The organism is Sphingomonas sp. (assembly GCF_035317925.1).
Taxonomy (GTDB): Bacteria; Pseudomonadota; Alphaproteobacteria; order Sphingomonadales; family Sphingomonadaceae; genus Sphingomonas_I.
The window spans coordinates 1-12,722 of record NZ_DATHFV010000183.1 but is presented as its reverse complement, the minus strand read 5'-3'; the positions used below and the strand labels follow the sequence as shown (position 1 = coordinate 12,722).

Genomic DNA, 12,722 nt, shown 5'->3' with positions numbered 1-12,722 from the left:
CAGGCTGGCATCGTCCGACAGCGAAAAGCGCGCGAAGCCCTGGCCCCACATCGTCGCGCCCAGCCGCGAATGCGCCCGCGCGTCCCGGTTCAGCGTGAAATCGCCGATCACCGTCGCCAGCGTGCCCGAAGCGGTTGCCCGATTGACGTTGGTGTCGGGCGCGAGCGCGAACTCGATACTGCCGCCCATCGGCCGCCGTGTATCCAGCGCCTGCGCATAGAAGCGCACCGCCTGCTCGACCGTGGGTGGCAGCCCGCCGGCCTGCGCCGCCCGCAATTCGCGCGCCGCGTCGCGGATATGGCCCAGATGCGCATCGATCCGCGCCAGCTCCAGCCGCACCGGCCCGGCGCCTGGTTTCTCGTCCAAAATGTGCCGCAACTCGATCGCGGCGTCGCGATAATGGTGCTCCCGGTCGGCCAGCATCAGCGCCAGCCGAAACCGCGCCTCGCTGCGCAGATCAACATCGGGATTGGTGGCAAGCGCGCGATACGCATTCTCGGCGGTCGCATAATCCGCCCGATCCCGCGCCGCATCGGCCAGCGCAAACAACTGGGCGGTGGTCAGGCGCTTCTGGGCCGGGCGGGGCGGCGGCGGATCGCCCGCCGACGGGGCCTGGCTCAGCGCCGGGCTGGCCGATCCGGCCGCCAGCAAGGCCGCCAGATACATCCCGGACAGCCTTGTTCTAAAAGCCATTTCCCCCATCCGGCGGCGGATAGATGCTCAGGCGGACTTGGACAATGACCTCGGCACGGCGGCGCAGCCGTGATCCCGCCGCAGGACGCGATCGACCGGTTGATGGAGGTCCAAGGACCGACGAGATCACAGTCGATCTCGAAACCCAGACCGTGATCTCGCTTTTCCAGGATCGCTTCGCATTCCAGATGGATCCGTTCCGCCGCGACTGCCTGATGAGGGGCCAGGACGAGATCGGCCTCACGCTGGCGATGGCGGGCGACATCGGCCGCTATGAAGCGGGAATGGCGGCGGAGCGGCCCTAGCTTTGAGGCGATTGCTCGTCCGCGCGCGGACAAACTGACAGCTATACATCGGGCGGACGGGAGCTTTGCGCTTATCGCTGCTGGCAGATCGGCCTCTCGTTTCGTCGATCAGATTCGGTTGTATGGTCACCTAGCCCTGCCGGATATGTTTCGCCGCCCGATTTCATTGAGCCGAGCCTTGTTGCGCCAACCAAACTGGTAGAGACGTAGCTGATGGTCAAAGCTCGGAGCCCATACGTTTATTTCGCACGGCTGATTGTCACGAACGTCAAATCGTTCGGCGCCATGCAGGTGCTTAACCTTGCAGACGAGTCTGGAAGGCCAGCGCAATGGACATTGATTTTAGGAGATAATGGAGTCGGCAAGACGACCCTTTTGCAGTGTCTTGCTTTGATGCGCCCAATCGTCTCGATCAAAGAGGGGTCCGCTTCTGACGCATATGCCCCTGAGCCAGATCGTGTCGTACCAGGCATTACCGGCCGAGAAAACGCGGACATCATATCATTGGCGAGAATGGGTGCGGTAAACGTAGCCATAGAGGCAGACCTTGTCGCGGGTAGGCGCCTGGCTGGGGTAGGCGGCCGGCCGACGTCGCTTCGCATGTCAGTTGAGATGGAGATGGAAACAAAAAAGCGGGATCTGCAAAAGTTCGAGCCATCGCAAAACGTAATACCTCGTTTCACAGCTCCATTCGTAGTCGGGTACAGCGCCGCTAGGCACATGAAATATAGGCGGGGCGAGCCAGCCCTTTGGACCGACGATCCCACAGAATCTCTTTTTGATGCGTCAGTCGAACTCGTTGATGCGGAAGATATCCTGCAGCGATTAGACTACGCCGGTCTCCGAGGTGACGCAAAATCAGCGGCGCTTCTGGTTCGTTTGAAGGACGCTTTAGCGAAGCTCCTGCCAGACGTCCGATTAGGGGCGGACATCACGCTAAACGGCCCGGCCACGCCGGGGAATGATGGGAAGGCGACAGGGGTTCAAGTTAAGACACCCTACGGACAGGTGCCGATCGCGGCGCTTAGTCTCGGTTACCAGACGGTTACCGCTTGGGCCGTCGATCTCGCTTGGAAGCTGTTCGAGAGATACCCTGAATCTAAGAATCCTCTTCAAGAGCCGGCAATAGTATTGATTGATGAGATTGACCTTCACCTACATCCGGTTTGGCAGCGCTCTCTAAAAGGCACGATCGGGGAATTCTTTCCGGAAGTCCAGTTTATTGCAACGGCGCACAGTCCATTAATAGCTCAGAGTTTCCTCGACGACAATATAGTGGTGTTAAAACGGAATGAAGACCACGTCGAAATCGAGAGTGATCCGGCAGTAATTTCGAGATGGACACTCGATGAGATCATAACGAGTGATCTTTTCGGATTGAGGTCGCCATATTCACCCCCAATCGATGCGATACTGGAAGAGAGAGCGATTCTATCACAGCTTTTACGTCGTAATCCGAAGCAAAAGGCCAGGCTCGCCGAGGTCCAACAGATTATTCTTTCGCTACCCTCGGAAGAAAGGCCAGCGGATCAGGCCGCGCTTGAGAGGTTACGCGCTGCTGCCGACGCGCTCCCCAGCTAGCAAGATGATTTCGGTGATCCGCCCTCTAGTTGTTCCTCCGGCGCTCGCACCCGGTGTTGGAAAAACAATCCAAAACTGCGCCCTTAGAGACGCGTCACCGAATGAATACGAGACAGGAGCTAGAAAATTCAAGTTTTTAAAGAGCATATATGGTCCAAAATCCGTTAAATTTGTGCTGGCCGAAGCGCAATATAACAAATGCTGCTTTTGCGAAGGGGAATTCGACGCCCACGTCGCCGGCGACGTGGAGCATTATCGGCCAAAGGGATCGACTCAACTTAGCACTGGGCGCCAATATCCTGGCTATTATTGGCTGGCATACACGGCTTCAAATCTATATTTCGCGTGTCCCGACTGTAACGAGTATAGGAAGAATGATCGCTTCCCGTTAGTTGACGAGTCGGTTCGGGCCAGAAGTCATCATCAGTTTTTATGTGATGAGCAGCCTCTGTTATTGGATCCCGGGGGACCACAGAATCCCAGAGACCATATTCGTTTTGCGAGAGATTTCCCGGTGGGGCAATCCGACATGGGGCGAGAAACGATTAAGGTATTGAAGCTCGATCGTGAGCCACTCAACAAGCGCCGTCGCACTCTTATTAATCGACTTCATGGCGACCTGGAAATCATCAGCCTTTGGTCACACGATCAGCGTGCGGACGCTGTGCGACGGGTAGAGGCAGCTCGTTTGGCCTTGGCAAATGCCGTCCTACCGACAGCCGAATTTAGCGCTACTGCACAAGATTTTTTGGATAATTGGACTCCGAATTAAAAGATTAACGTCTAGTATGTTTGGCGGTATCGCCTAGTATTGGTAGAGAAATTTTGGTTTTTTCTACAAATTGATTAAATTTATAGGAGAGTATCCTATATTGCAAAATAGGAACTTATTTTATTAACGCTGCATATTAGTGACTATCCGAGCGTGGTGGCACGTTAACTTATCTTAGCTTGCGCATAATAGAGAACTTATTGATATCTCTGTGATTAGGAGGCAGCCATGCGGCATGCTATGATCCGCCTTTCAATCCGCATCGAGGATCCTGAAAATGCAGCCCCAAAACCCCGCTACCCTCCGCTCCGCCGTCGATAAATCCGCCTCTGTCGATAGTGCGACTCTAGCGCGCCTGATCGAAGAGGTACGGAATGAGCCGGCCGGCGTTGAGCGCTCGTATGATCGTGCCCACAACCGACACAACCGCTAAGTTCGGCTAAGAAATTGGCAGTTATCGACACTGTGTTGTTAAAGGTCGCCAGTAGGTGCAATTTAAATTGCACCTACTGTTACGTCTACAACATGGGTGATGATGGATGGAGGTCTCAGCCGAAGCGCATGAGCGGTTCGGTCCAGGCAGCGATTTTTGATCAGCTGGAAGATCTTGCTCGCTTGCAGGATCGCCCCTTCAGTGTCGTGCTTCATGGTGGCGAACCCTTGCTTTTGGGCGCTGAGCGACTGGATGATCTGCTCGGCTCCCTTCGTGGACGGCTCCCTTCTCAATGCAGTTTGCACCTCCAAACGAACGGGACGCTCCTCGACGACGAGATGCTGGACATTTGTGCAAATTACGACGTCGGTATCTCCATCAGTTTAGACGGCCCAGAAGCCGCAAACGACCGCTTCCGGATTGATCTGAAGGGCAAGGGATCCCAGGCGCGCGTCATGGAGGCAATCCAGCGAGTACGCGCTCATCCCAAGGCGAAGGAGCTTTTTTCCGGACTGCTCGCGGTGGTGGATCCGGGGACCGACCCTCAGGAGATTTACACATTCTTCAAGAATACCGGAACACCAAGCGTCGATTTCCTTTATCGCGATGGAAATCACGATCTGCTCCCTTTTGGAAAGGCAACGTTCGACTCGACGGAATACGGGCAGTGGATGTCGAAAATACTAGATTGCTACCTCGCGGATTCAGCACCCCCTAAAATTCGCGTCTTGGATGATATGCTGAAACTCATTCTGGGAGGTATGGCGCGCAAGGAGGGCGTCGGCCTATCAGAGTACGGCATTGTGATCATCGACACGGATGGCTCGATAAATAAGAATGATACGCTGAAAAGTGCTCAATCTTCAGCGGACCTATTCTCTTCAGATTGGTCAGTTTTGGAACACAGTCTCCATGAAATTGTAAATACGGCCGAATTTCAGGCGTACCATGTCGCCCAGAACCCGTCGTCGGCAGAATGCAGGTCCTGCCCCCACCTCGCCGTGTGTGGTGGGGGGATGCCGGCCCATCGTTGGCGGAAGGATAGTGAGTTCGACAATCCTTCCGTCTTCTGCGCGGATCAGCAGTTTCTGATCGATCGGATGCGTCAGTGGATCAACGGACAATACGCAGCGGCATAGAGGTTTCTGCGGACAACCTTAGCTACTCAAGCGAGCCTTTTCCGCACCTTGCGCTCCCAGCATTTTTATCGCCGGCTGCGGCGGATCAGGTACTGGCGTGGCTCCAGACAGACGCGCCTTGGCGCCTGCGAGTTGAGAGCTTTTATGAGCAGTACGAATTCAGCCTGATCTCCGAGGATGATTCCCCTGCCTCAGGCGAATTGGCTGGCGAGAAAATGGTCGCGGCGGTCAGAAAACTGATCTGCGAACATTTCGCGGTCAGCGGCGGCTTATCACTCGTAGATGTCTCAGCACACAAGCTAACGTCTGGGCAGACGATTCGTATTCACAATGATTGGATTGGCGGGGAGGAGACTCATAGATTCCTAATCCAGTTGAACGATGGGTGGTCAATTGGCCAAGGTGGACTCTTGATGCTGTTCGCGAGCAAGGCGCCAGATGATGTATGCTCGATTATTGAACCAACTCATGGAAGCGCGTTCGCATTTGAGATTTCTGATCATTCCTTTCATGCGGTATCGACTATAAAGTCCGGGGAGCGTTTTACGCTTGTATACACTTTCTGTGACCGCGGATGATGCTCGACTTCGCCGAAGACCTCTGGAATCTAAATCCCGCCAGCAAAATCAATCGTGCAGGCGGAGGAATTGAGTCGCTTGATCAAGCTCGAGAACCGCTGACCCGCAAACTTACGGACGAGCTAGCGGCTCGCGGTCTATATCTTAGACGAAGAGATGCCATCGCCGATCTGGCGATTCAGCGCGCTGGTATGTTGATCCGTCGTGCACCCCTTCTGGAAGGCGTCATCTTGGAGTGCGTACAAGAACTGATTCTTTTGCAGGCGCCTGACGAACAATGCGATGTCAGTCACAGCGAACCACGTTGGCCGCATTTAATCCTTGTCTCGCTGCCGCCGCAGACGCCGGTAGGCGATCTCAGATTGGCTGAAGCGATTGTGCACGAAGCGATGCACCTGAACCTGTCGTTCGTTGAAGCTCACACCCAACTGATTGGCGACGAGCATCAGCTATTCTCACCTTGGAGGCTGAAGCCTCGCCCGGCGAGCGGTGTGTTGCATGGCCTCTATGTATTTGCATCGTTGTTGCGCTTCTTCAAAGTTTTGCAGCTACAAGAGGGGCTGTCGCTAGAACAACAAGAGCATATCGCTGATCGCTGCACGACTATCCTCCACGAATGTCGACAAGTGCCACAGAACGAATTGTGGCACCGCCTGACCCCTGACGGACAGGCAATTGCTCAGCGGATTTTCGAATTGGTTGCCCGTCAAACCTTCCATAAATCCGCCTAGGGCGCCCCGCGTGGCCGCTGTTCGCCAAAATTTGACTCGGCATCGCCGGCTGGCCGCGTTGCCAATCACAGTTGCCGCGGAATAAATCTTCGTCACTCCGGGTCCATACCCGCATGACAATCCGCCCCCACCGCTTTAGGCCGCTCGCGTGTTCGCGCTCCGCCGCCATCTGAGCCTGTATCGCTGGCCCGCCGCCTGGCTGGTCGCGTTCGCGCTTGCCATGCGGCTGCTCGTGCCCGCCGGCTATATGCCGATGGCGGGGCAGGCGGGGCTGGAGATTTGCGCCGGCCAGACGGCGGATATGCCGGCCATGGCCTCCATGCAGGGCATGGAGCACGGCAAGGCGATCCCCGGCGATCACGATCATGATTGCGGCTTCGGCGCGGCCGTCGGCGGCGCGGCGGCTCTGCCCGTCCTGATCCTGCCGGCCATGCTCGCGCCGGTCGCCCTGGCGCAAGCCTTCGTCCAGCAGATGCTGGTGCGCCCCGGCCTCGGCCTTGCCGCGCCGCCGCCTCCCAAGACCGGACCGCCCATTACCCTTCGCTGACCCATTCGGCGTGCCGGCGCGCGCCTCCCGTCACCGAAGGACCATCATATGTATCGCCCAACCGGCGCGTTCGTTGGACGCGCCCTCTTGCCCATGGCCGTCGCCATGGGCGCATCGCCGGCTTATGCCGAGGATGCGCCGCCCATGATCGTCGTCACCGGCGAAAGGCCGGTCCAGACGATCGAAAACCCGCCCGGGTCGCACGCCGCGATCGATGCCGGCTGCATCGCCGCCACGATCAACGGGCCCAATATCGAGGATACGCTCAAATATCTGCCGAGCCTCGTCGTCCGCAAACGCCATATCGGCGACACCCAATCGCCGCTCGCCACGCGCACCTCGGGCGTCGGCGCCAGCGCGCGCAGCCTGATCTATGCCGACGGCGCGTTGCTCTCGTCGCTGATCGGCAACAACAACACGTCCGCATCCCCGCGCTGGTCGATGGTCACGCCGCAGGAGATTGATCGGATCGAAATCCTCTACGGGCCCTTCTCGGCGGCCTATCCGGGCAATTCGATCGGCGCGGTCGTCAACATCACCACGCGCCTGCCCGACAAACTGGAAGCGAGCGTCAGCACGGGCGTCAGCCTGCAGACCTTCGATCAATATGGCACGGATCGCGATCTGCCCGTCTATCGCGTCGGCGCGACCGTCGGCGATCGCACCGGCCCGTTCGCCTGGTTCGTCAGCGCCGATCATGTCGATAGCGAGAGCCAGCCGCTCTTCTACGTCACCGCCAATCGCCCGCCCGCGACCGCCACTACGGGCGCGCCCACCAGCGGCGGCTATGACGAAGTCAACCGCACCGGCGCTCCCATCCGCGTGCTCGGCGCGGCCGGGTTCGAGCATCAGAAGCAGGATAATCTCAAGCTCAAGCTCGCGCTCGACGTCACGCCCGATATCCGGCTGGCCTATACCGGTGCGCTGTTCCTCAACGATACCGCCTCGACCGCGCAGACCTATCTCAGCAGCGCGGCGAACGCCCCGGTCTATGCGGGCGCGCTCAACATCGGCGGCTATGCCTACAGCATCGCCCCCAGCGCCTTCTCCAACAACGTCTATCTCTATGACGAGCGCCACTGGTCGCACGCGCTCTCGGCCAGGGGCGATAGCGGCGCGTTCACCTGGGAAGCGATCGGCACGCTCTACCGCTTCAGCAAGGACGCCCAGCGCGTGCCGACTACCGCTTTGCCGGGCGCAGAGCGGGGCGGGGCGGGCAACGACACCCGGCTCGACGGCACCGGCTGGGATACGCTCGATGCCAAGGGCAGCGTCCACGCCGGCGCGCACCTCTTCAGCGTCGGCGCGCATTGGGATCGCTTCACGCTCGACAGCAACCGCTACGCCACCGCCGACTGGCGGGCAGGGGAGGACGGCGCCCTCAACCTAGCCTCGCGCGGCAAGACGCGGACCGCCGCTTTGTGGGGGCAGGATGCCTGGACGATCGCCGCCCCGCTGACGCTCACCATCGGCGGCCGCTACGAATGGTGGCGCGCCTATGACGGCTTCAACTTCTCTTTGGCCCCCGCGCTCAGCGTCAACCAGCCGACTTTGTCGTCATCGCACGTCTCGCCCAAGGCCTCGCTCGCCTGGACGCCCGCGCCCACGTGGAAGGTCACCGCCTCCTTCGGCCGCGCCTGGCGCTTTCCCACCGTTGGCGAACTCTATCAGGTGGTGACGACCGGCCAGACCCTGTCCGTGCCCGATCCCAATCTCCACCCCGAACGCGCGACCTCGGAGGAGCTGGCAATCGAGCATGCCGGCATCCGCCTGTCCATCTTCAACGAGGTGATCGACGGCGCGCTCCTCTCCCAGACCGCGCCCGTCAACGGCGGTACTGTACTGGCGAGCTTCGTCCAGAACGTCGACCGCACCCGCGCCCGCGGGATCGAGCTGGCGTTCGACCGCCGCAATGTCCTGCCCAACATGGATATCTCCGGCAGCCTGACCCTGGTCGATCCCAAGATCCTCGCCGACGCAGCATTCCCCACCGCCGTCGGCAAGCGCCCGCCCCAGGTCCCGCAACGCAAGGCCAGCCTCGTCGCCACCTGGCGCCCGATCGAACCCGTCTCGCTCACCGTCGGCGCCCGCTACAGCAGCCGCGCCTTCGGCACGATCGACAATAGCGATCCGGTCACCCACACCTATCAGGGCTTCGAGAAATACCTCGTGGCGGACGTGCGGACGGTGGTGACCCTCTCGCCCCATTGGTCCGTCGCGCTCGGCGTCGATAATGTCACCAACCGCAAATATTACCTCTTCCACCCCTTCACCCAGCGCACCTTCACCGGCGAACTGAACTGGAAGCTTTGAGCATAAGCCCTCTCCCGCTCGCGGGAGAGGGGGGGACCCTTGCATAGCAAGGGAGGGTGAGGGCACGGCGCTTTCCCTTCTCCGTCATGCCGGACTTGTTCCGGCATCCACCCATCCGCGAGCGCTTACCTTGTGGCCCCGTGGACCCCGGAACAAGTCCGGGGTGACGGGTTCAGAGCTTGGCGAACCGCGCCTCGATCGCATCCCAGATCAGCCCCGGCGTATCCGTCCCATTGAAATTATCGATCGCCACAATCCCGGTCGGCGATGTCACGTTGATCTCGGTCAGATAGCCCGCGATCACGTCGATCCCGACGAACACCAGCCCGCGCTTCGCCAGCTCCGGCCCCAGTTTCGCGCAAATCTCGATCTCGCGCGGCGTCAATTCGGTCGCCGCGCCCTTGCCGCCGACCGCCAGGTTCGACCTTATCTCGCCCGCCTTCGGCAGCCGATTGACCCCGCCGGCGGGCTTCCCGTCGACCAGCACGATGCGTTTGTCGCCCTTCGACACGTCCGGCAGGAACGCCTGCACCATGAAAGGTTCGCGCCACACCTGCCCGAACAGCTCGGTCAGCGCCGCCAGATTGGCGTCGTTTTTGCTCACATGGAACACCGCCGAACCGGCATTGCCGTAGAGCGGTTTGATCACGACCTCGCCATGTTCGGCATGGAAAGCGCGCGCTTCGTCCAGCCGGCGCGTGATCAGGGTCGGCGGCATGAACTCCGCATAATCCAGCACGAACAGCTTTTCGGGCGCATTCCGGACCGCTGCGGGGTCGTTTACGACCAGAGTCTGGCCCTGAATCCGCTCCAAAAGGTGCGTTGCGGTGATGTAAGCGAGGTCGAAAGGCGGGTCCTGGCGCATCAAAACGACGTCGATATCGTCCGAAAGGTCGATGTTTTTGGCCGTTTCCGCCTTGAAATGGTCCCCCAAAACCCGCTGCACCGTCACTTCCCGCGCCGGTGCGGTCAGCCTTCCGTCGCGATAGGTGAGGTCGCCCGCCGCATAATGGAACAGTTTATGCCCGCGTTTTTGCGCGCTCAGCATCAGCGCAAAGGTGGAATCGCCCGCGATATTGATCGTTTCGAGCGGGTCCATCTGGACCGCGACGCGCAGGCTCATTGGGTAATCTCCCTGTTCAGGCGCGGGAGTTAGGGATTGGGGTGCGCTTTGTCACCCGATCCAGGCATTCTCGATGTGCCGTAAAGCCCGCCCCGGCGCGATCAAAATGACGTCCACACGCATGTCGTCGCCCGGTTCCAGGTACCTATGTGCGAGCGATTCCGCCGCCTTCGCGACCCTTGTCAGCCGGAAATGGTCGATCGCGAAGTCCAGTTCTTCGCCGGTTTTGCGCCGTTTCACCTCGACAAACGCGACCAGATTGCCGCGTTTGGCGATCAAATCCACCTCTCCAGCCGGCGTTCGCACCCGCCTTGCAAGGATGCGCCACCCCTTCAACCGCAACCACCAGGCCGCCGCCGTCTCCCCGACGCGCCCTGCGCGCTCGGCTTTCTGGCGGTCCCTCACGCCTTCAAAGCCAGCGCACGGGCATACAGATCGCGCTTCTGCAGCCCCGTAACCTTGGCCACTTCATGCGCCGCTTTGGCCGCCGGAAGGCGGGTCAGCGCCTCCACCAGCAGGGCGTCGGCATCCGCTTCCGATGACGCTTCGGCCTCGCCGGGCGGCCCCACGATGATCACGATCTCGCCCTTGGGCGGCGCCTCCGCATAGCGCGCGGCGAGCGCCGACAGGCTATCCGTCACGCATTCCTCGAACCTTTTGCTGATCTCCCGCGCCACCGCCGCCTCGCGGTCGCCCAATCCTTCGGCCAGCGCGGACAGGGTCGCACTCAGGCGCGGCCCGGATTCATAGAGGATCAGGGTCGCCCGGATGCCCGCCACCTCGGCAATCGCATCGGCACGGGCTTTCGCCTTGGAGGGCAGAAAACCCAGGAAAAAGAAGCGGTCAGTCGGCAATCCTGCCAGCGTCAGAGCCGCAATAGCGGCGCAAGGGCCGGGGATCGTGACCACTGCATGGCCCGCCCCGCGCGCGTCGCGCACCAGCTTGAAACCCGGATCGGAGATCAGCGGCGTGCCCGCATCCGAGACCAGAGCGATCGCCTCGCCGCCCAGCCGCGCGACCAGGCCGGGGCGTACCCGATCTGCATTATGATCGTGATAGGGAACCATCGGGCGCCTTGCACCGATATGCGCAAGAAGCTTGGCGGTGACCCGGCTGTCCTCGACCGCGATGAGGTCCGCCTGGGCCAATATCCGGGCGGCGCGCGGGGACAGGTCGGACAAGTTGCCGATCGGGGTAGCAACGATGTAGAGGCCGGGCGAAAGTCGCCCGTCCTCGGGCGGAGAGGAATTCATGGGACAGAGCATGGCAGACGCGGGCACCCGGCGGCAATCGGGCTTATGGTCGCGCCTAAGCGCGATCGGCCTAGCCATGCTGCTCGCGGCCTGCTCGACCGTCGTGCCGCGCGGCCCGGCGGTCGCGCCCCCCGTTGCCAAGCCGGTCGCCAAGCCCGCGCCGCAGACCGGCCTGCCCGAAGACGTCGAACGGCATCGCATCGCCTTGCTGGTGCCGTTGAGCGGCCCCAATGCGGCGGTCGGCCAGTCGATCGCGGACGCCGCCGCGATGGCGCTCGCCGATACCGGCGGCAAGGCGCTGCGCATCACCAATTACGATACCGCGCAGGGCGCCGAAGCCGCCGCGCGCAAGGCATTGGCGGATGGCAATAAACTGTTCCTCGGTCCGCTATTGAGCGACGATGTCCGCGCCGTCGCCGGCCCGGCCGAGGCGGCGGGTGTGCCCGTTATCTCCTTCTCCAACGATTCGGCGGCGGTCGGCGACGATGTGTGGCTGCTCGGTTTCTCGCCGGCGCAGTCGATCGACCGCGTCGTCCGGTTCGCCAAATCCAGGGGCCTGACCCGCTTCGCCGGCCTGATGCCGCCGGGCACCTATGGCCGCAACGCTTCCTCGATGCTGATCCATACCGCCGAAGCGGCGGGCGGGAGTGTCGCGGCGATGCAGAGTTACCAGCGTACGCCGACCTCGATCGCGGCCGCGATCCAGACGATTTCCAAGGAAAAGTTCGACGCGGTGCTGATCGCTGACAGCGGCCGGATCGCGGTCACCTCCGCGCCTTTGATCCGCAAGGCGGGCGGGGCAGGGGTGCGTATCCTCGGCACCGAATTGTGGAATGCGGAGCCCAGCCTCAACAATAGCCCGGTGCTGGCCGGCGCATGGTTCGCCAGCGTCGACGACACGCTCTTCAAGCAATTCTCGACCCGCTACCGCACCCGCTACGGCCGCACGCCCTATCGCCTGGGCAGCCTGGGCTATGATGCGGTGCTGCTGACGGTGCGGATCGCGAAGGACTGGAAGCTGGGCAGCGCCTTCCCGGTCGACGCCTTGGCGGACGACGGCGGCTTCTCGGGCGTCGACGGTGCTTTCCGCTTCAGCCACGGCCATATCGCCGAGCGCGCCTTGGCGGTGCATCAATTGGGACCGGGCGGCGGCACGATCGTCTCGCCCGCGCCGAGCGGGTTCTAGAGCCTGATCGTTATCTGTGGAAGCGCTGCGCGCTTCCGCTGATGACGTGAATCAGGCTCCATTCAATG

13 protein-coding genes and 1 pseudogene are annotated in these 12,722 nt (G+C 61.0%); 10 read left to right on the top strand and 4 right to left on the bottom strand.

Annotated features, from left to right (window positions below; genetic code table 11):
• Positions 1 to 666 (bottom strand): annotated as a pseudogene (locus tag VK533_RS13725) (hypothetical protein); the annotation flags it as partial.
• A 179-nt stretch (positions 667 to 845) separates the two neighbouring features.
• On the opposite strand from VK533_RS13725, the gene VK533_RS13720 reads away from it, so the two are divergent.
• The 9 genes from VK533_RS13720 to VK533_RS13685 all read left to right on the top strand — a co-directional run bounded on the left by VK533_RS13720 (position 846) and on the right by VK533_RS13685 (position 9,092).
• Positions 846 to 998, top strand: a complete 153-nt coding sequence (locus VK533_RS13720) for a hypothetical protein (protein WP_324378581.1) — start codon at positions 846 to 848, stop codon at positions 996 to 998.
• A 213-nt stretch (positions 999 to 1,211) separates the two neighbouring features.
• Positions 1,212 to 2,579 (top strand): AAA family ATPase, encoded by a 1,368-nt coding sequence (locus VK533_RS13715; protein WP_324378579.1) that lies wholly within the window; start codon positions 1,212 to 1,214, stop codon positions 2,577 to 2,579.
• Between the two features lie 4 nt (positions 2,580 to 2,583).
• Positions 2,584 to 3,351 carry a hypothetical protein gene (locus VK533_RS13710; protein WP_324378577.1) on the top strand — a complete coding sequence of 256 codons (768 nt, stop codon included), beginning with the start codon at positions 2,584 to 2,586 and terminating at the stop codon, positions 3,349 to 3,351.
• A gap of 277 nt (positions 3,352 to 3,628) precedes the next feature.
• Complete coding sequence (gene yhhA / locus VK533_RS17275; protein WP_414712311.1) at positions 3,629 to 3,784, top strand: YhhA family cyclophane-containing RiPP; 156 nt, start codon at positions 3,629 to 3,631, stop codon at positions 3,782 to 3,784.
• A 32-nt stretch (positions 3,785 to 3,816) separates the two neighbouring features.
• Positions 3,817 to 4,923 carry a cyclophane-forming radical SAM/SPASM peptide maturase YhhB gene (yhhB, locus tag VK533_RS13705; protein ID WP_324378584.1) on the top strand — a complete coding sequence of 369 codons (1,107 nt, stop codon included), beginning with the start codon at positions 3,817 to 3,819 and terminating at the stop codon, positions 4,921 to 4,923.
• Positions 4,893 to 5,501 (top strand): cyclophane-containing peptide 2OG-Fe(II) oxygenase YhhC, encoded by a 609-nt coding sequence (yhhC, locus tag VK533_RS13700; RefSeq protein ID WP_324378575.1) that lies wholly within the window; start codon positions 4,893 to 4,895, stop codon positions 5,499 to 5,501. Before yhhB ends, yhhC begins: the two co-directional genes overlap by 31 nt.
• Positions 5,498 to 6,232 carry an aKG-HExxH-type peptide beta-hydroxylase gene (locus tag VK533_RS13695; RefSeq protein ID WP_324378573.1) on the top strand — a complete coding sequence of 245 codons (735 nt, stop codon included), beginning with the start codon at positions 5,498 to 5,500 and terminating at the stop codon, positions 6,230 to 6,232. Before yhhC ends, VK533_RS13695 begins: the two co-directional genes overlap by 4 nt.
• 148 nt (positions 6,233 to 6,380) lie before the next feature.
• Complete coding sequence (locus VK533_RS13690) at positions 6,381 to 6,779, top strand: DUF2946 family protein (RefSeq protein WP_324378571.1); 399 nt, start codon at positions 6,381 to 6,383, stop codon at positions 6,777 to 6,779.
• Positions 6,780 to 6,872: 93 nt separating this feature from the next.
• Entirely contained in the window at positions 6,873 to 9,092 is a 2,220-nt protein-coding gene (locus tag VK533_RS13685; protein ID WP_324378568.1) for a TonB-dependent receptor, read from the top strand.
• A gap of 172 nt (positions 9,093 to 9,264) precedes the next feature.
• On the opposite strand, the gene gshB is transcribed toward VK533_RS13685, so the two are convergent.
• From gshB to rsmI, 3 genes are read right to left on the bottom strand one after another with little or no spacing between them, the layout of a single operon-like run.
• The gene (gshB, locus tag VK533_RS13680) at positions 9,265 to 10,215 is read right to left on the bottom strand and encodes a glutathione synthase (RefSeq protein ID WP_324378567.1); all 951 of its coding nucleotides are present in this window, start codon (positions 10,213 to 10,215) and stop codon (positions 9,265 to 9,267) included.
• 51 nt (positions 10,216 to 10,266) lie between these two features.
• A complete protein-coding gene (locus VK533_RS13675) occupies positions 10,267 to 10,620 on the bottom strand; it encodes a YraN family protein (protein ID WP_324378564.1) in 354 nt (117 codons plus the stop codon).
• A complete protein-coding gene (rsmI, locus tag VK533_RS13670) occupies positions 10,617 to 11,468 on the bottom strand; it encodes a 16S rRNA (cytidine(1402)-2'-O)-methyltransferase (protein WP_324378563.1) in 852 nt (283 codons plus the stop codon). Before rsmI ends, VK533_RS13675 begins: the two co-directional genes overlap by 4 nt.
• A gap of 10 nt (positions 11,469 to 11,478) precedes the next feature.
• Here rsmI and VK533_RS13665 point away from each other — a divergent pair, with 10 nt between their 5' ends.
• On the top strand, positions 11,479 to 12,654 hold the full coding sequence (locus tag VK533_RS13665) for a penicillin-binding protein activator (RefSeq protein WP_324378561.1): 1,176 nt from the start codon (positions 11,479 to 11,481) through the stop codon (positions 12,652 to 12,654).
• Positions 12,655 to 12,722: the final 68 nt, after the last annotated feature.